This is a genomic window from Citrobacter sp. H12-3-2, from assembly GCF_009649895.1.
GTDB lineage: Bacteria > Pseudomonadota > Gammaproteobacteria > Enterobacterales > Enterobacteriaceae > Citrobacter > Citrobacter portucalensis.
Genome location: NZ_CP045837.1, coordinates 3110903 through 3129513, shown reverse-complemented (window position 1 = coordinate 3129513; position 18611 = coordinate 3110903). Strand labels below are relative to the sequence as shown.

The 18611-nt window shown below is 51.7% G+C and carries 16 protein-coding genes; 9 read left to right on the top strand and 7 right to left on the bottom strand.

Annotated elements, in window-relative coordinates:
• The first annotated feature begins 35 nt into the window (after positions 1–35).
• A complete protein-coding gene (locus GHC22_RS15040) occupies positions 36–3371 on the top strand; it encodes a phage tail tape measure protein (protein ID WP_048997959.1) in 3336 nt (1111 codons plus the stop codon).
• A gap of 42 nt (positions 3372–3413) precedes the next feature.
• Positions 3414–3773 (top strand): hypothetical protein, encoded by a 360-nt coding sequence (locus GHC22_RS15035; protein WP_016150474.1) that lies wholly within the window; start codon positions 3414–3416, stop codon positions 3771–3773.
• Here GHC22_RS15035 and GHC22_RS15030 read toward each other — a convergent pair.
• Positions 3762–3986, bottom strand: coding sequence for a hypothetical protein (locus GHC22_RS15030; protein ID WP_003841703.1), 225 nt, complete (start codon positions 3984–3986; stop codon positions 3762–3764). The two genes, GHC22_RS15035 and GHC22_RS15030, sit on opposite strands and share 12 nt — an antisense overlap.
• A gap of 165 nt (positions 3987–4151) precedes the next feature.
• On the opposite strand from GHC22_RS15030, the gene GHC22_RS15025 reads away from it, so the two are divergent.
• From GHC22_RS15025 to GHC22_RS24700, 6 genes are read left to right on the top strand one after another with little or no spacing between them, the layout of a single operon-like run.
• Positions 4152–4745, top strand: coding sequence for a hypothetical protein (locus tag GHC22_RS15025; RefSeq protein ID WP_121581693.1), 594 nt, complete (start codon positions 4152–4154; stop codon positions 4743–4745).
• Positions 4745–5329 (top strand): hypothetical protein, encoded by a 585-nt coding sequence (locus tag GHC22_RS15020; RefSeq protein ID WP_121581691.1) that lies wholly within the window; start codon positions 4745–4747, stop codon positions 5327–5329. The genes GHC22_RS15025 and GHC22_RS15020 overlap by 1 nt, the downstream gene beginning before the upstream one ends.
• A gap of 6 nt (positions 5330–5335) precedes the next feature.
• A complete protein-coding gene (locus GHC22_RS15015) occupies positions 5336–5734 on the top strand; it encodes a hypothetical protein (RefSeq protein WP_121581689.1) in 399 nt (132 codons plus the stop codon).
• Positions 5734–8454 carry a DUF1983 domain-containing protein gene (locus GHC22_RS15010; protein WP_153753400.1) on the top strand — a complete coding sequence of 907 codons (2721 nt, stop codon included), beginning with the start codon at positions 5734–5736 and terminating at the stop codon, positions 8452–8454. Before GHC22_RS15015 ends, GHC22_RS15010 begins: the two co-directional genes overlap by 1 nt.
• Positions 8454–9416, top strand: coding sequence for a DUF6453 family protein (locus GHC22_RS15005; protein WP_153753399.1), 963 nt, complete (start codon positions 8454–8456; stop codon positions 9414–9416). The genes GHC22_RS15010 and GHC22_RS15005 overlap by 1 nt, the downstream gene beginning before the upstream one ends.
• 10 nt (positions 9417–9426) lie before the next feature.
• Positions 9427–10737 carry a phage tail protein gene (locus tag GHC22_RS24700; RefSeq protein ID WP_228553189.1) on the top strand — a complete coding sequence of 437 codons (1311 nt, stop codon included), beginning with the start codon at positions 9427–9429 and terminating at the stop codon, positions 10735–10737.
• Between the two features lie 128 nt (positions 10738–10865).
• On the opposite strand, the gene GHC22_RS14995 is transcribed toward GHC22_RS24700, so the two are convergent.
• Entirely contained in the window at positions 10866–11108 is a 243-nt protein-coding gene (locus GHC22_RS14995; RefSeq protein WP_153753397.1) for a DinI family protein, read from the bottom strand.
• 426 nt (positions 11109–11534) lie between these two features.
• Here GHC22_RS14995 and pepN point away from each other — a divergent pair, with 426 nt between their 5' ends.
• Positions 11535–14147 carry an aminopeptidase N gene (pepN, locus tag GHC22_RS14990; RefSeq protein WP_153753395.1) on the top strand — a complete coding sequence of 871 codons (2613 nt, stop codon included), beginning with the start codon at positions 11535–11537 and terminating at the stop codon, positions 14145–14147.
• 96 nt (positions 14148–14243) lie between these two features.
• Here pepN and ssuB read toward each other — a convergent pair whose 3' ends face one another.
• The 5 genes from ssuB to ssuE are packed head-to-tail and all read right to left on the bottom strand — an operon-like array spanning position 14244 to position 18494.
• Entirely contained in the window at positions 14244–15011 is a 768-nt protein-coding gene (gene ssuB / locus GHC22_RS14985) for an aliphatic sulfonates ABC transporter ATP-binding protein (protein ID WP_008784274.1), read from the bottom strand.
• Positions 15008–15799 carry an aliphatic sulfonate ABC transporter permease SsuC gene (gene ssuC, locus GHC22_RS14980; RefSeq protein WP_048235702.1) on the bottom strand — a complete coding sequence of 264 codons (792 nt, stop codon included), beginning with the start codon at positions 15797–15799 and terminating at the stop codon, positions 15008–15010. Before ssuC ends, ssuB begins: the two co-directional genes overlap by 4 nt.
• Positions 15800–15809: 10 nt before the next feature.
• Positions 15810–16955: an FMNH2-dependent alkanesulfonate monooxygenase gene (ssuD, locus tag GHC22_RS14975; RefSeq protein WP_153753393.1), complete on the bottom strand. Its 1146-nt coding sequence runs from the start codon at positions 16953–16955 to the stop codon at positions 15810–15812.
• A complete protein-coding gene (locus GHC22_RS14970) occupies positions 16952–17926 on the bottom strand; it encodes a sulfonate ABC transporter substrate-binding protein (RefSeq protein WP_048235698.1) in 975 nt (324 codons plus the stop codon). Before GHC22_RS14970 ends, ssuD begins: the two co-directional genes overlap by 4 nt.
• Complete coding sequence (gene ssuE, locus GHC22_RS14965) at positions 17919–18494, bottom strand: NADPH-dependent FMN reductase (protein WP_153753391.1); 576 nt, start codon at positions 18492–18494, stop codon at positions 17919–17921. Before ssuE ends, GHC22_RS14970 begins: the two co-directional genes overlap by 8 nt.
• Positions 18495–18611 lie beyond the last annotated feature (117 nt).

Here is an 18611-nt window from a genome sequence, read left to right as displayed (position 1 = left end):
ACCCGCCCTATGGCGGGTTTTTTAATAGGTGATATATGGCGACTCTCCGCGAACTGATAATTAAAATCTCGGCTAACTCTCAGTCTTTCCAGACGGAGATCGCGCGTGCCTCACGCACCGGACAAGATTATTACCGAACCATGCAAAATGGCGGTCGTCAGGCAGCGGCGGCTTCAAGAGAAACACAACGTGCTCTGGCAGAAGTAACAAGCCAACTTAATTCTGCAAAAGCTTCTGCTATGGGACTGGCTGGTGCATTTGCTGGAGCATACGCCACAGGACACCTGATAACTTTAGCGGATGAATGGAGTTCGGTTAATGCAAGGTTAAAGCAGGCATCTAAGTCTACTGATGATTTTAAAGAATCACAGCGTGCGCTGATGGATATTAGCCAGAGAACTGGTACTGCATTTTCAGATAATGCCAGCCTTTTTGCTCGTTCTGCCGCTTCGATGCGTGAATATGGATACAGTTCAGAAGAGGTTTTGAAAGTAACCGAAGCTATTTCAACGGGTCTAAAGCTTTCAGGTGCAAATACGTCAGAGGCAAGCTCAGTAATCACCCAATTCAGCCAAGCACTAGCGCAAGGTGTGCTTCGTGGTGAAGAGTTTAACTCAGTCAACGAAAATGGCGATCGTGTAATCCGTGCGCTGGCATCGGGAATGGGGGTGGCCAGAAAAGACCTTAAAGCGATGGCCGATCAGGGGCAATTAACTTCTGACAAGGTTGTGCCGGCATTAATCAGCCAACTCGGATCGCTTCGGGAAGAATACAACGCAATGCCACAGACAGTGGCGGCAGCTACAACAAAAATTGAAAATGCTTTCATGGCGTGGGTGGGCGGGGCAAACGAAGCAACTGGAGCGACAAGTGCTTTAACGGGCGTTCTCAATACCATTTCCGATAATATTAATACTGTTGCTGCCGCTGCTGGAGCATTGGCGGCTATTGGTGGCGCAAGATTTCTCGGAGGTATGTTTGGTGATCTCAGTGGGCAAACAGCACAACTGATCGATGCACGTAAAAATGAGATAGCGCTCGCAGCCGCACGAGCCAGTTCAGCGACACAGTCACAGAGAAAAGCCGCAGCAGACGCAATTGCAGCAGAAAGGGCATATCAACTGTCTCAGATGGAACTTGAGCTTACCCGTAATACTAATGCAGAAGCGACGGCAACCCAGAACGTGATTGCCAAACGTCGCGCAATGATTACGGCTAATGCTGCACTGGTTCAGTCAAACCGTGCTGTTACTGCATCTCAGCAAGCTCTTAATTCTGCAACTTCTGTTATGGGGCTTGTCAAAAGTGGTGCAATAGGATTGCTTTCATTGGTTGGCGGTCTCCCTGGAATATTGATGCTTGGGGCTGGAGCCTGGTACACCATGTACCAAAATCAGGAACAGGCGCGACAGTCTGCCCGAGAATATGCAAACCAGATAGATGAAATCAAAGAGAAGACATCAAAAATGTCTCTCCCCGAACTCGACAGTAATCGTAGTCAGACAGTTGCTGCGTTGGAAGAACAGAAGCGACTGATAACGGAGCAAGAAAAAAGTGTAGACAGCCTGAATCGTCGGTTGAATGAACTTAATGAGACGAGAAACAATCCTGCCTTAAATCAGCAAAACGATCTGAATATTGTTAGGGCAATAGCGATAGTCACCGATCAGATCGCAGTCGAAGAAGAAAAACTCGCGCAGTTAAGAGAAAAATCTCGCTCAGTATCGCAATCGCTTGAAGATAACGAAAGACGGCGCAATGACCTCATTAAAGAGCGAGCCTGGCGTCAAAATGCTGAGTATCAGTCTCTGGTAAACATGAATGGGCAACATACTGAGTTCAATAGGTTGCTGGGGCTAGGTAATGATTTACTTCGAGCGCGACAGGGACTTGCTAACATCCCGCTCCGCATCACTCAGACCGAGCTGACCAGCAAACAGAGTGATGCGCTAGCAAAGAGTCGCCGTGAATTGGAGTTATCTAGGTTACAGGGAGAAGCTAAAGAACGGGTTCGGCTTGGATATACTGCTGACGATCTCGGGCTGACAAATGATCCTCAGTATCAAACTAGCAGACAAGAGCTGATAAACAATGGACTGGCGGAGTGGCGAAATAATCAGGCTAACAAGCCGAAAGCAAAAGGTGGAAAAACAGAAGCTGAAAAAACTGCGGATACTTATGACAAGCTGATTAAGCAACAGAAAGAGCAGATCGCTCTTGCTGGGCAGAATACCGAACTGGCAAAGCTTAAATATCAGGTAAGCCAGGGCGAGCTGGCTACGCTGACAGAAACGCAGAAGCAAATTTTGCTACAGAATGCTGCACTTATCGACCAGCAGAAAATCCGCGAACAATTAGCGGCGTATGAAGCTAACCTCGCTGACTCAAACGCCAGCGCGCGAGCATCTAACCAGGCAGAACTTACCGGGTATGGACAGGGAAGCCGAATGCGTGAACGTATGCAGGAAATGCTACGCATCCGGGAGGAATTTCAGCAGAAGAACGTTGATCTGCAGCGGCAGTACCAGTCAGGCGATATTTCTGAAGATCTATACCGTCAGGAACTGGCACTGAATAAACGTTATCTCGATGAACGGTTACGAGATCAGGAAGCTTACTACTCAGCTTCTGACGCTCAGCGTAGTGACTGGACAACGGGTATGCGTGAAGGTTTTGCAAACTGGGCTGACACTGCTTCTGATTATGCATCTCAGTCTGCTGACCTGGTGAATAACGCAATGTCCGGGCTGGTGGGTAACATATCTGATGCACTGGCCGGTAATAAGGTTGACTGGGAAGATTGGGCCAGTTCGGTGCTTCAGTCTATGCAGAAAATTATCCTCAATGCGATGCTGGTGGATTCTTTGCGCTCAGCCAGTAACAGCGGTTTTTTCAGTTCAATCGGCGGTATGTTTGGTGCGGGCGCTGGGGCTGCATCTGGTAGCACTCCTTCCGGCGCTTATAACTCTGCCGCTTCAGGCATAAAGCTAAATGCGAAAGGTGGCGCATATGCTTCTGAAAGTCTGAGCGCTTACAGCAACAGCATTGTTAGCACACCGACATATTTTGCTTTTGCAAAAGGCGCCGGGCTTATGGGGGAGGCGGGGCCGGAAGCCATTATGCCATTGACACGATCAGCTGATGGTTCGCTGGGTGTTCGCATGGTTGGTACTCAGGGGGCTACATCAGGCGGCGGTGATACGATTATTCATCAGCATTTCTCTATTTCCGGTAACGGAGACGCTGCACTGAAACAGGCTATGCAGGAAGCTGCACGACAGGGAGCTAATGATGGTGCGAAACAGGCGCGTCAGGATTTGCTTCAGGACTTCTCTAATAGAGGTCAGGCAAGGCGACTACTTGGCGTGTAATGCACTATTAATATTCATTAAGCCGAAAGGCGGGAGACAGTTATGACTTTAGAAGAACGAGTTGAAGTGCTGGAAAAGTCGCTTTTGCGTATGCGCCAGGCCAATAATGAGATTAACTGTGCGATTGATGAACTCAGTGCTTCTGTTCGACAGCAACTGAAAGTTAATGATAATGGACTTCAGGAGCGGGGCGACAAAGTTACATTAGCAGATGGCGGTATTACTGTTCATCTTAAAGGGGGAGGGGTTATTGTTATTAACTGTTTTAGTTCCCCTGTAAGCGAATCAGATAAATTACGCCAGGCAATGGAGAAAGCCGCTACTGCTGGTGCGGAGGCGGCTATGAAACAAATACATCAAGACTTTATTTCTCGTGGACCACTACGCCGATTACTTGACTGAGGCGGAATATAATCCATTGAGGTACTGATTAACTTCTTTTTCAAGATCCACGAGAGTGCGACTCTTCGCATCCTTAATGTATATATGATTGGTGATGCTTTCTCCGTGCTCACCATAAACGGTAAATCTGACATTTGGATCCCCGGCTTCTGGTTCGTAATCACCTGGCATTCCAATGTGTAGCAGTTGCACTTTAGACAGGTAAAACTTCATTTTATTTCCTTATCCAGAGGTAATCAGCTATCCCTCCTTAATCTGAGTGCGTCAATGTCCCACCACTGACGGGCTGAGTAACAACCATAACCAGGTATGTAAATCAGTAACATCCTGACAAATGATCAGTAGCGCCGCCGTGCGCAGAATAATGCAGGAGAATCTATGGCTGTACTCGAATGGCCGGAAGATGTCTGTCCCGCGTCGCTGACCTGGCGACCGGAGAGTAATACCAAAACTTTTCGTTCCCCCTTCAATGGCTCATCGCAGACAGCACGCTTTCCCGGTACCCGCTGGGTCTGTTCCCTGACCTTTAATAACCTGACAGATGAAAAATCCAGACGTATTGATGCTCTGGTGGCTTCACTCGATGGCGAGTATGGCAGGGTAAAAGTTCGTGACTGGGGGAGAAGTGGCAGAACACCTGCTGGAACGCCAGTTGTTGATGGCGCTAATCAGACCGGAACCCAGCTTCAGAGTAAGGGCTGGACACCAGGAACGGTGGTGCTCAGACAGGGCGATTATTTCACTGTTAACGACGAGCTGAAGATGGTCACAGCTGATGTGACGAGTGCAGCGAACGGTACCGCAATGATTGCATTTGCTCCGATGTTGCGTGGTTCGCCGCCTGCTAATGCGGCCATTGAGGTCGCGAAACCTTACGGAATTTTCAAACTGAAGGACAACCAGCAGGGTGCAGGTAACCGTGTGCCGGGTGTTTTTACCAGTTACACGCTGGAGCTTGAGGAGGCATTTTAATGCTGTATTCCCCCTTTTCGGATTCGATGGTGGACTGGTTATCCCGCGACAGGGTGACGGTCGCGATCGCCGCTAATATTCAGTTTGAATCCGGTACCGTCTATGTGCATTCCGGTACCGGGACACTGGTTCTCGGCGGCTATGTCTATTACGGCATGGGGCGCATGGGTTCTGTTGATGATGCCAGTGAAACCAGCACGACCAGCCCCACGCAGGTCAAAATGACCCTTTCAGGTCTGGATATGGCCCTCTTTGCCACCACGCTGAATGAGCGATGCGTGGGCAGAAATGCCGAAATTTATCTGGTGGCCATGGATGATAGCGGTGTTGTCCAGGTTGCCGATCTCCTGTTTAAAGGGCGGGTATCCAGTACGGGGGCGACTGCTGGCGGGACGAACGCCCTGCAGTACACCATCAGTAATATTTTTGAAGACTGGCAGCGTCCTTTCCCCGATCGTTATACCGATGAATCGCAGCAGGCTGCTTATCCCGGTGACCGCATATTCCGGTATGTGGCTCAGATGTCAGAACGTTCTATTTACTGGGGCAGTAAAAAAGATGCGCCAGGATTTACCTATAAGTGAGGAAGCATGAAGCATCCGGACTGGCATAACAGATTAATCACTGTAATAAGGGCCGCTGAAAAGCGGCCTTTTTTATGGGGCAGTCATGACTGCTGCCTGTTCGCGGCGGACTGCGCTCAGGCCATGTGCGGCGAGGATTTTGCGGCAGGCTGGCGCGGAACCTACGACAGCGAGCATGGAGCTAAAAAGGCGATATTGCGCGGTGGCGGTTCGCTTGAAAAGGTGCTGGCCCGTTATCTCGATGAGGTGCCAGTGAAGCTGGCGCAGCGAGGGGATATTGCCGTGGTTGAAAATGCCGATGCGCGATGTGCCGGGGTGGTGTATTCCGGTGTTGTGTGGGTGCCCGGCGAAAATGGTCTTGTCAGTCTGCGGGTTAAACCGCTGAGTGTCTGGAGGGTGCGTTAATGCCTGCTGCTGTTCCTATTGTTGCCACCATTGCTGCAGGTGTGGCGGCGGCAAATGAAATGTATGCCATCGCGATGGTTATTACCGTTGCCGCACAGATTGCCACTCAGGCGCTGACCAAGACCCCGTCGCTGAATTCCTACCGTGATACGTCAGAACGCAAACAGGTTCTGCGCGCTGCGGCCAGTGCCAAAACCGTTGTTTACGGTCGCTCAACGTCGGCGGGCACTCTGTTCTTTTCCGAAGAGCAGGCTGGCGAACAGGATGATGGCGAAATGCTGCATCTGGGCATTGCCCTGGCGGGGCATCCGTTATCCTGTGTACAGACTGTCTGGCTGGGTGATGAGCCGATCAGTAGCTATCCTGAGCATGCCTTTTTCGAGCTGCACACCAATCGCCAGACGGCGGACCCCTACATGCTGGAAAACTGCCCGTCATGGAAAGAAGACATGATCGGGAAAGGGATCACCTGGCTGCGTGTATCCCTGAAATTCAATGCTGAAAAATTCCCGGCAGGCATCCCTAACATCAAGGTCGAAAAGCAGGGTCGGGCTATTTACGACCCGCGTACCGGACTGACGGGTTACAGCAATAATGCGGCGCTGGTTATCCTGGACTATTACCGCAATTACCTGAAAGTACCCGACACCGATATTCTCTGGGACCAGTTTCAGGAAGCGGCGAACATCTGTGATGAGGATGTGATTACTGGCGGTAATACCGTTGAGAAGCGTTACACGATTAACGGTGAGTTCGATCTCAGTGAAAACAAGGTCAGTATTCTGGAGGGAATGCTGGCGGCATGTGCCGGGGATGTAACATATACCGCGGGTAAACATGGCCTTCTGGTTGGGGCATACTACGGCCCCGCGACAGAGGTGATCACTGAGAGCCAGCTGGCCGGTGATATCGAAATCATGCCAGAAGTCTCTCAGGCGGAACGTGTTAACACTATCAAGGGGACATTTGTCGATCCGCAGCAGGGCTATACCGAAGCGGATTTCCCTTCTGTGTCTGTCAGTGAATGGGTGACGGAAGATGGCGTGGAAATATCGCAGGATATGAAGCTGCGATTTGTGACCTCTGAATTTCAGGCCCAGCGTCTGGCTGACGTGAAGTTAAAGCGCACCCGCATCGCCAGAACCATGAACGTTACGTTAAACCTGAGCGGGTACCGTTACCGCCCGGGAATGTATGTGAAGGTGAATTTCCCGTCTATCGGTATCGTGAATGTTGAGATGCGGGTAACTGACTGGAAGTTCGGCGTTCAGAATGGCGTGCAACTGACTCTGAAGCAGGAAACGGCAGATGTCTGGGGGGATGCCATAGGTAAACCGATCGAGCGACCGCCGTTCACTCAGTTGCCATCCGGTGGGGTGGCGCAGCCGCAGAATCTGAAATACACCGTGGAGGAAATTGGACAGGTTGTACAGGGCATTCTGTCATGGCAGAACATCGGGCAGGTGGTCTACAACAAGGTGGTCATTCGCCGCAATGGTCAGATGGTTATGTCCGTCCAGGTTCCGGGGACGTTCACGCGTCTTACCGGGTTACCGAAAAATACTTACACAGCCCACGTTATTGCCGTAAACCAGATGGGGGCAGAATCGCCAGAAGGATATCTGGAATTCAGCATTGAAGCCCCGCCAGCACCTTCCCATGTTGATATTGAGCAGGGATTCTTTGCCGTCACGCTGATCCCGCGTCTGGCGGCGATCACTAATGTTTCCACACAGTTCGATTTCTGGACGTCAGGCGAAACGAAACTGCCAAATACCTCAACAGCCACGGTGGAAGGGAGTGCCAGCTGCGAAGGCATGGGAACCACATGGACAAGCAATCAGCTACAGGTTGGACATACCTATTACTGGTACATCAGAACGGTTAACGCCTTTGGTGCATCCGGTTTTATCGAAGTGCCGGCGCTGTGCTCTATGGATACGGGCGGGCTGATTGACATCATAGATGATCAGATTCAGAACTCTGACGCGTTCCAGAATATTAAGGCCGGGGTTGATACTAACCTGGAAGGTATTATGGAAAATGCGCTGGCGAATCATGGAACGGTCCAGCGTCAGTTTGAACAGTACGGTGAAGTTAAAGCTGAAATTATGACGGTCAGGACAACAGTGGCAAATCTGGATGGTGCATTTGCTGAACTGGCTGATTATGTACAGGCGCAAATTGGTCCTGATGGACAGTTAATGGCTGCTGTAAACCAGAAGATGACAGCTGAAGTAAAAAGTGACGGAACAGCCAAAGCCTCTTACACCCTGAATATGGGTATTGTCAGGAACGGTGTGAAATATAATACCGGTTTCGGCATGTCCATTGAGCCGGACGGCAGCGGGTATAAATCCACAGTTGTATTTGCCGCCGATCAGTTCGGTATCTATTCCGGTAATAACCCCGGTAACTGGGAGGCTGCATTCTTTGTCTATAACGGTCAGGTATTTATTCGTAGTGCATTGATTCAGGAAGCATCCATAGATTTCGGAAAAATAACTGATTCTCTTCAGTCGTCAAATTTTATTTCCGGTGGTGGCGGGCGCGGCTGGAATTTACCTAAAACGGGGAATGCTGAATTTCATGGAAAGCTTTATGCCGACAGCGGGGAGTTCGCATTTAACGGATTAAATAATGTTGTGAGGATAGATGGAAACGGGTTGACGGTTAATTTGCCTGGTGGAGGAAAAGTTGTTGTCGGGAGGTGGACATAATGCCGGAGGGGATTCTGATTGACTACAATGACGGGCGCCCAGCCATGGCAATAACTGCTGGGCTTCGCGCTCCGTCTTTATGCGGTGAGTTAAGCATTAATAACCTGGTTCCTTCCGCAGCCCGCATAATTAACTTTGATATCAAGAGCACGCCGGGTTCACAGGTAATATTCATACCAAAAAGCGTGATTGATTATAACGATGTCACGTTCGTGCCACAGTTTTATTATGTTACTGAGTTCGGACTAAATAATCAGAACTCAGCATATATAAAATATGGAACCATCAATGGGACCAGCGGCAACCGGCTTACCAGCTTCTCAGGAACTGTTATGGAGATTATGCCAGCCAGTGCGGGTAGTGTGGGTATCCTCGTTGAAAACTCCACCGACTTCACGGCAATACCTGACAACGCAAGACTGATGACGGCGCAATATGTCGGGCGTGTAACTGTTGATGGCTATTTGCCACTTCCCGTCCAGGGGATACCTTTCGGGCGATGGGATAATGCCGGGGTATCAGTGGCATTCGACGGGTCAGGGCTGGTTTGCCGTAATATTCAGTATGATGGCAGGGATGATTTGGAGGGGAAGGTCGATATTGATCTTGTTATTTTTAATAACACGCCACCAGTAGCGGGGCATGGAATAACGATGACCAATAGTGCAGGGCAGGTAACGTTTTCCACTCAAAAACGTCCTTTTGTTTACCGTAACAGTATTTACCTGTCGCAGGATTTTAAGGATATAGGACAAGGTTTTTTCCCCATAATACGAAGCGGCATGGGAAGCCGTTTTATCGGAGGATATAACAATGTCAGGTACAACGGAATTGTAATGTCAGGGGGGCGCGTCAGAAGCGAACGTAATGCCGTGTTCGGAAATTACGCATCCACTGCGGGTAACTTCTCTTTCTACAGAGATGTGACCACGCCACTTCCCGTTATCCCAAATATGTATTGAGGAAAAATCTATGTCCGCAGGAACACTCACCCTGACGAATAACTCTGCTGCTGTTTCCGGCAGCGGAACAGCATTTACTACAGAACTGGCGGGCGGTGATTTCGCTGTCGTTACAGTGGGCGGTATTCCTTACACCCTCCAGGTTAAGACCGTCAACAGCAATACATCATTGACACTGGTGAGCAATTTCACCGGACCAACGCAGTCAGGTGCAGCCTGGTCTGCCGTCCCGCGTGTAGCACTGAATATGGTTACCTCCGCGCTGGTGACTCAGAGTGCGGAAGCACTGCGTGGACTGAATTATGACAAACAGAATTGGCAGCAGGTATTCAGCGGTGCCGGAACCATTACCGTAAGGCTGCCAGACGGCACTACCTTCACCGGCCCGTCATGGAAATACTTGGCCGATAATATGGCCACAAAAATAAATGGGGCTGTTCCTTTAGATCAGGGTGGGCTCGGATCAACGACCCCAGAAGGGGGGAGAAAAACTCTAGGCCTCGGAAGTGCTGCCACGGCCAATGCAACTATAGATAAATTAATGCCTGGCGTTAACTCAGAGAATCTTTTTAACGCAAAATCTATAGGGATGACAGTAGCGCGTCATATAGATAATTTCTCTGATACAACCTTAATTGGTTTTGGCCGCTACACTGGCAGTACAATAAATAAACCGCAGGGGCAGGGTGTAGGCTTGCAATTGCAGTTTGACACCACCCCATCGACTACGTGGTTTGTATGGACAACTGATGGCCGGGCATTTATTCAGACGGCACATGCACAGAACGGGACCTACAATTGGCATGAAGTTTACACGACGGCAAATACGACGAAATCCAGTGACGGTACTTTGAAGTCCGCCTCTCCGGTCGCCCGTATTGTCAAATCGCAGGAAGAAAACCAGCGTATGGATGTGGATAAAAATGGCTTTGCATGGTGTGGATGCGGCACAGCAAACGAAGAAGCTGAAGGTATCAGTATTTCACGTCAGGAAACCGGAGTGTATGTGCTTACCGGTTCGTCTGGCCTGGCATCACAAGGCTGGCAGTTGATTCCACCAATGGACCCAGGAGGTATGGGTGAACTTGGCATTGTCGAAGGAGAAGAGACGGAAAGCGGCGAAATCACGATCCGCCTGTTCAGGCGTAAATACATGATGATTGATGACGGCGAAATTATAAAAGTCAAAGGCGAGCCGATCGACGTCCCGGTCTGCAGTTGGATCGATGTTCGTATGGATATGCCAGAAGACAGCGCCTGGAACCGGAAGCAGGCAGAAGCAAACAATGGCTCCGATATACCGGATGGGGCCGGGATCTGAAAGTTGACGCAACCACGCCGTATGCAAGAGCATGGCAGCGACCGACTGGCGAACGTTCGATAGTGCGAGTATTGAATGATTGCCAGTCACGGCGGATTGTACTTAAGCAATATGATGGCTCAAGACGTTTAATCTGAAACCAGCCACATATCAGCCTCTTCAAACATTTCCTGAACAGTACGGCTTATCTGTTCTTTCTCATGCTTGCTGGCGTCAGTGTTGATTGCCGGCAGTGTCATCATCGGTTTAACCCGAACATCAGCATCGGGGAAAATCTGGTGCACCCGCTTCGTCAGTTCGGCCAGAATGATTTCTCTGGCCCCTTCGAGTCCTTCAACATTACGCTTGTCATAAACCAGTTCTACGAACATACGTGCTCCACTGTTTACTGTTTGGATATACAGTATTTTTGCTTTGGCGGTTTTGTCTGTCAAGGCATGAACCACTTGTTTTTAAATTTTGGGGAACATACTGCTGGTGTGTTTGTTATCGATTTGCCCTGCAGGGCTGATGGGGGCTGGCGTTGACTAAAATTATGTGTGGGGCATGGATGGGGCAAAAGTGGTCTGTGAAGTTCGTTAAAGTTCGTTAATCAAGCTTTATCTCGATCTCGCTCATCCCTTGTTTCATGCGCTCCTGGACGATCTTTATCGATATTAAAAATTATGAGTTCATATTATGAAAATGTAGCAAAAAGGGTGTTTGTGCCTGAAAAGATGAACATTCTGCGTAGCGCGATTTACGCAACAGGAATAGACTGAAGCCGAGACTCTATTAAAGATGCTAAAGGTTTTTTTATGACACAACAGCCACAAGCCAAATACCGTCACGACTATCGTGCGCCGGATTACCAGATTACTGATATTGACTTGACCTTTGACCTGGATGCTGAAAAAACCGTGGTCACCGCAGTGAGCCAGGCTGTCCGTCATGGCGCGTCCGATGTGCCCCTGCGCCTGAATGGCGAAGATCTGACCCTGGTGTCGATCCACGTGAACGACGAGCCGTGGACAGAATATAAAGAAGAAGAGGGCGCTCTGGTCATTAGTCAGTTGCCGGAACGTTTTACGCTGCGTATCGTGAATGAAATTAGCCCAGCGGCCAATACCGCGCTGGAAGGGCTGTACAAGTCTGGCGAAGCGCTGTGCACCCAGTGTGAAGCGGAAGGGTTCCGCCATATTACCTGGTATCTGGATAGGCCTGATGTCCTGGCGCGTTTTACCACCAAAATTATCGCCGATAAAACCCAATATCCGTTCCTGCTCTCTAACGGCAACCGTGTGGCGCAGGGCGAACTGGAAAATGGTCGTCACTGGGTACAGTGGCAAGATCCGTTCCCGAAACCGTGCTATCTGTTTGCGTTGGTAGCCGGTGATTTCGACGTTCTGCGCGATACCTTTACCACCCGTTCCGGGCGTGAAGTGGCGCTGGAACTGTACGTCGATCGCGGCAACCTTGACCGCGCACCGTGGGCGATGACCTCGCTGAAAAACTCCATGAAATGGGATGAAGAGCGCTTTGGCCTCGAGTATGACCTCGACATCTATATGATTGTCGCTGTAGATTTCTTCAACATGGGCGCGATGGAGAATAAAGGTCTGAACATCTTTAACTCCAAATATGTGCTGGCACGTACCGATACCGCCACCGACAAAGACTACCTCGATATTGAGCGCGTTATCGGTCATGAGTATTTTCACAACTGGACCGGCAACCGTGTGACCTGCCGTGACTGGTTCCAGTTGAGCCTGAAAGAAGGCTTAACCGTGTTCCGCGATCAAGAGTTCAGTTCCGATCTCGGCTCACGCGCGGTAAACCGCATCAGCAATGTGCGCACCATGCGTGGTCTGCAGTTTGCTGAAGATGCCAGCCCGATGGCGCATCCTATCCGTCCGGATATGGTCATTGAAATGAACAACTTCTATACCCTGACCGTGTACGAAAAGGGCGCTGAAGTCATTCGTATGATCCACACCCTGCTCGGTGAGGCTAACTTCCAGAAAGGGATGCAACTGTACTTTGAGCGTCATGACGGAAGTGCTGCAACTTGTGATGATTTCGTGCAGGCGATGGAAGATGCTTCTAACGTTGATCTCTCCCATTTCCGCCGCTGGTACAGTCAGTCCGGTACGCCGATTCTGACCGTGCGTGATGACTACAATCCGTCAACTGAGCAGTACACGCTGACGATCAGCCAGCGCACGCCGGCCACGCCGGATCAGGCCGAAAAACAGCCTCTGCATATTCCTTTCGCCCTCGAGTTGTATGACAACGAAGGGAAAGTGATCCCGCTACAAAAAGGCGGGCACCCGGTGAATTCTGTACTCAACGTCACCCAGGCAGAGCAGACGTTTGTCTTTGATAACGTCTACTTCCAGCCGGTTCCGGCGCTGCTGTGCGAATTCTCCGCGCCGGTAAAACTGGAATACAAATGGAGCGATCAGCAGCTGACCTTCCTGATGCGTCATGCGCGTAACGATTTCTCTCGTTGGGACGCGGCGCAAAGCCTGCTGGCGACCTATATTAAGCTTAACGTTGCCCGTCATCAGCAGGGACAACCGTTGTCGCTGCCGGTACACGTGGCTGATGCATTCCGCGCAATTTTACTGGATGAGAAAATCGATCCGGCGCTGGCGGCAGAGATCCTGACGCTGCCTTCAGTAAATGAAATAGCCGAACTGTTCGACATCATCGATCCGGTGGCGATAACCGAAGTACGCGAAGCGTTAACCCGCACGCTGGCGGCCGAGCTGGCAGATGAATTCCTCGCCATCTATAACGCTAATCATCTTGATGAGTACCGCGTTGAGCATGCCGATATTGGCAAGCGTACGCTGCGTAACGCCTGCCTGCGTTTCCTGGCCTTTGGCGAAACCCATCTGGCTGACACGCTGGTAAGCAAGCAGTATCGTGAAGCGAACAATATGACCGATGCGCTGGCGGCGCTATCCGCGGCAGTGGCTGCGCAGCTGCCTTGTCGCGACGCGCTAATGCAGGAGTATGACGATAAGTGGCACCATGACGGTCTGGTGATGGACAAATGGTTTATCCTGCAATCCACCAGCCCGGCGAAAAACGTGCTGGAAACGGTACGCGGCCTGCTGAAGCATCGCTCTTTCAGCATGAGTAACCCGAACCGAATCCGTTCGCTGATCGGTGCCTTTGCAGGTAGCAACCCGGCGGCATTCCATGCGGAAGATGGTAGTGGATATCAGTTCCTGGTCGACATGTTGACTGAGCTTAATAGCCGTAACCCGCAGGTGGCGTCACGTCTGATTGAGCCGCTGATTCGCTTAAAACGTTATGATGCAAAACGTCAGGCGAAAATGCGTGCGGCGCTGGAACAGCTGAAAGTTCTGGAGAATCTCTCCGGCGATCTGTTCGAGAAGATTGACAAAGCGTTAGCCTGAAACGTTGACCTGTAGTTTAGTAGGCCGGATAAGGCGGTAACGCCGCCATCCGGCAAAAGGCCCGGTAAGCGCTACCGGGCCTGGTTTTCTGAGCGGTTATCCATGTCGAAGGATCGGTTGTTCCGTCTCGCCGCGTTTCATAACCCGGTTCAACACTTCCGCTTCCAGATCGGATAACCGTACCGATCCCAAACGGCGGGGGCGCTGAATATCCACCGTCAGATCCAACCCGATTTTTCCGTCCTCAATCAGCAACACGCGATCGGCCATTGCCACCGCTTCACTGACGTCATGAGTGACCAGCAGTACGGTAAAGCCGTGCTCTTGCCATAAAGAGACGATCAGATCCTGCATTTCAAGGCGGGTTAGGGCATCCAGAGCGCCGAGGGGTTCATCCAGCAGCAGCAAACCGGGGCGATGAATTAATGCCCGTGCCAGGGCTACACGCTGTTTTTGTCCACCGGACAGCGCAGCCGGCCATTCGTGAGCACGACTCTCCAGCCCAACGGCGGCCAGCGCATCTCGGGCCGCATCGCGCCACTGACCTTTCAGACCCAGGCCCACATTATCGATAACCGTCTTCCATGGCAGCAGACGCGCATCCTGGAACATCATACGCGTATCATCCTGAATTTCCGCCAGTGGGGTGGTTCCGGCAAGTAATGCGCCTGAGGTCGGCGATTCCAGCCCTGCCAGCAGACGCAGCAACGTACTTTTACCACCGCCGCTGCGGCCAACCACGGCAACAAACTGTCCGGCCGGAATATGCAAATCTAATTGATTGAGCACTGTATTGGCGGCGTATTGTTTTGTCACGGCGCTCAGCAACAGCGGTGTACCCTGGTTCAGGCGAGCGGTATTCATACGGTAGCCTCCTTTACATGGTAAGCCGGATGCCAGCGTAGCCAGACTCGCTCCAGCAATTGGGCGCTGACGTCGGCAAGTTTGCCGAGCAGGGCGTAGAGAATAATGGCCACCACGACCACATCGGTTTGCAGAAATTCGCGGGCGTTCATCGCCAGGTAACCAATACCTGCATTGGCAGAAATAGTTTCCGCCACAATCAGCGTCAGCCACATCAGCCCGAGAGCAAAACGCACGCCGACCATAATCGAGGGCAGGGCGCCAGGGAGGATCACATGAACAAACAGTGAAAAGCCGGATAATCCATAGCTGCGCGCCATTTCTACCAGCCCACGATCGATACTACGGATCCCATGCCAGGTGTTGATGTAAATTGGGAACAGCGTGCCCAACGCCACGAGAAAGATCTTGGCGGATTCATCAATGCCGAACCACAAAATCACCAGGGGGATCAGCGCCAGATGCGGTACGTTACGCAGCATCTGCACCGAGGTATCCAGCAGGCGTTCTCCCCAACGCGAAAGACCGCTGATAAGTCCCAGTGTCAGGCCAATCGATCCACCGATGGAGAATCCGATCAGCGCGCGCCAGGAACTGATGGCCAGATGCTGCCAAAGCTCGCCGCTGGCGGAAAGCGTCCAGAAAGCTTCGATAACACCTTCCGGAGAGGGCAGAATGCGAGTGGACAGCCAGCCCATTGAAGATGCGAGCTGCCAGAGCGCCACCAAACCTACCGGTAAAAACCAGGGCGCGAGGCGTAATAACCACCTGTTTTTCGGCGTTGCCATTAGCCGCTCCTTAGCTTTGCGCGACTTTGCGCGGGATAAATTCGTTTGCCACCGCTTCACCTTGTTGTTGCAGGTATTGCGGCTGCGGAATTTCCGGTATAGCAACATCCAGATGCGGGAACAGCAGCTCGCCAACCTTGTATGCCTCTTCCAGATGTGGGTATCCGGACAACACAAAGCTGTCGATTCCCAGCGCGGCATACTCGTTGATACGCGCCGCGACAGTCGGACCATCTCCGACCAGCGCGGTACCCGCACCACCGCGTACCAGTCCAACGCCTGCCCACAGGTTCGGACTAATTTCCAGTTTGTCGCGTTTACCATTGTGCAGTGCAGCCATTCGCTGCTGACCAACCGAATCCGTTCTTGAGAAGGCGGCCTGGGCTTTGGCAATGGTGTCGTCATCAAGGTGGGCTATCAGACGATCCGCTGCCTGCCACGCCTCGTGGGTTGTCTCCCGTACGATCACATGCAGACGAATACCAAAGCGGACCTTGCGCCCGAGCGCCGCTGCTTTGGCCCGCACCTGTTCAATCTTCGCTTTCACCTGTTCCGGCGGCTCGCCCCAGGTCAGATAAAGATCAACCTGCTCGGCAGCAAGGTCTTGTGCGACATCAGACGAGCCGCCGAAATAAAGCGGTGGCCGGGGTTGTTGTACGGGAGGGAAAAGCAGCTTCGCGCCGCGGACATGAATATGTTTGCCGTTGAAATCCACCGTTTCACCTTGCAGCAAGCGCCGCCAGACCTGAGTAAATTCAGCAGAGGCTTCATATCGTTCTGTGTGATCGAGGAACACGCCGTCACCTGCCAGCTCCAGTGGATCGCTGCCGGTCACCAGGTTAAATAACGCCCGGCCATTTGAGAGTCTGTCGAGCGTCGCAGCCTGACGTGCGGCAACCGTTGGCGAGGTGACACTTGGGCGCAGCGCGACCAGAAACTTTAATCTCTGGGTGACCGGGATCATCGAAGCGGCGACCAGCCAGGCATCTTCGCAAGAGCGACCGGTTGGGATCAGGACGCCGGTAAATCCAAGACGATCGGCCGTTTGCGCGATTTGTTGCAGATAACTGTGATCAACCGGGCGCGAACCTTCTTCCGTTCCAAGATAATGACCGTCACCGTGGGTGGGTAAAAACCAGAACATATTCAGACTCATAATTTTTCTCCTGCCTGCTGAGTGGGTTGCCAGATACGCTGGCGAATATCGATTTTTTTCGGCACCAAACGGTTGTCATAAAACAGATCGGCGGTTTGTTGTTGTAGGGCAGCAACAGAGGCGTTGACTGGCACAATGGTGGTTGGCGGACGATGATCCAGATAAGACGCAATCACCGGTTCGGGTAGCCCCATGGTTTTGGCCAGCAGGGTAATGCTTTGCTGGCGCTGACTGAGCGTTAACGCATCGGCCTGGCTAAAGGTATCCAGTACGCCAAGTACAAAAGCGCCATTTTTCTCGGCATAAGGACGGGCGGCGAGATAAAACGAACCGGTTTGCTTGAGGTCTGAGCCGTCTTTCAGTACGCGTACATCACCTTGCAGTAACGCGGCGGAATAATAGGGATCCCAGATAGCCCACGCATCCACGTTTCCTTGCTGAAAGGCCGCTCGCGCATCGGCGGGAGTCAGATACGTCGGTTGAATATCGGTAAATTTCAGTCCGGCCTGTTGCAGCGCCCGGAGCAGTAAATTGTGGGCGCTGGAGCCTTTCTGGAAGGCGACTTTATGTCCTTTAAGCTGCGCGACGCTCTGGATCGGGCTATTTTTTGGCACCAGAATCACTTCGGCTTTCGGTTTGGGCGGCTCGACGCCCACGTAAACCAGATCGGCCCCGGCTGCCTGGGCGAAAATCGGCGGAATGTCACCGGTACTGCCGAGATCGATACTGCCGATATTGAGTGCTTCCAGCATTTGTGGTCCAGCCGGGAATTCGACCCACGAGATTTTAGTCTGCGGATAGCGTTTCTCGAGTAGCTGATGGCTTTTGGCCAGCACCATACTGACGCTTCCTTTCTGGTAACCAATACGCAGGGCATCGGGGGCCGATTCTGCGGCATGCCCCAGCGTTGACAGCGACAACAACCCGGTCAGTGCCAGCCATGACGTGTGACGCCTGAGAAAATCAAGCATGAGCGGCACCTCGCAGGGTGTTCAGTTGAGGAAGTTGGACATCGCGACGATGCAACGCCTGCCAGAAGGTATCGAGCGCACTGTCCAGACGCTGCTGAAGGTTGGGCGTAAACTGAGGTTTATGCTGATAATCAATCACCTGTGAATCATCAGCAAACACACCGTGCAGGATCTCTTGGGCCTTTAATGCGCTCAGTACCGGTTTCAGCGCGTAATCGACGGCAAGTAAATGCGCCACGCTGCCGCCGGTCGCCAACGGCAAAACCACTTTCCCTTCCAGCGCCCGCTCGGGGAGTAGGTCGAGCAGGGTTTTCAGGGCGCCAGAGTAAGCGGCTTTATAGACTGGTGTTGCGACAATCAGCCCGTCTGCATCCTGCAATTGTTCGATAAATGTGTTCAGCGCCGGACTGTCGAAACGAGCATAGATCAGGTCTTCCGGGGCAAAATTGTGCAGGTTCCAGTGAAAGATTTCGACATCCTGACCGTGAAGTTTTTCTCGGGCATATTCCAGTAACGCACTGGATCGAGAGGGAAAGCGAGGGCTCCCCGCCAGAGTGATGACGCGCATAATTTCATTCTCCCCTTATAACTAATTGTTTGCTTTTGGTTAACATTGATAACAATTTGAGCAGTCTGGCAGAGAGATTTTGTTTATCGAAATGATTTATACGGGATAGAAAAGTTG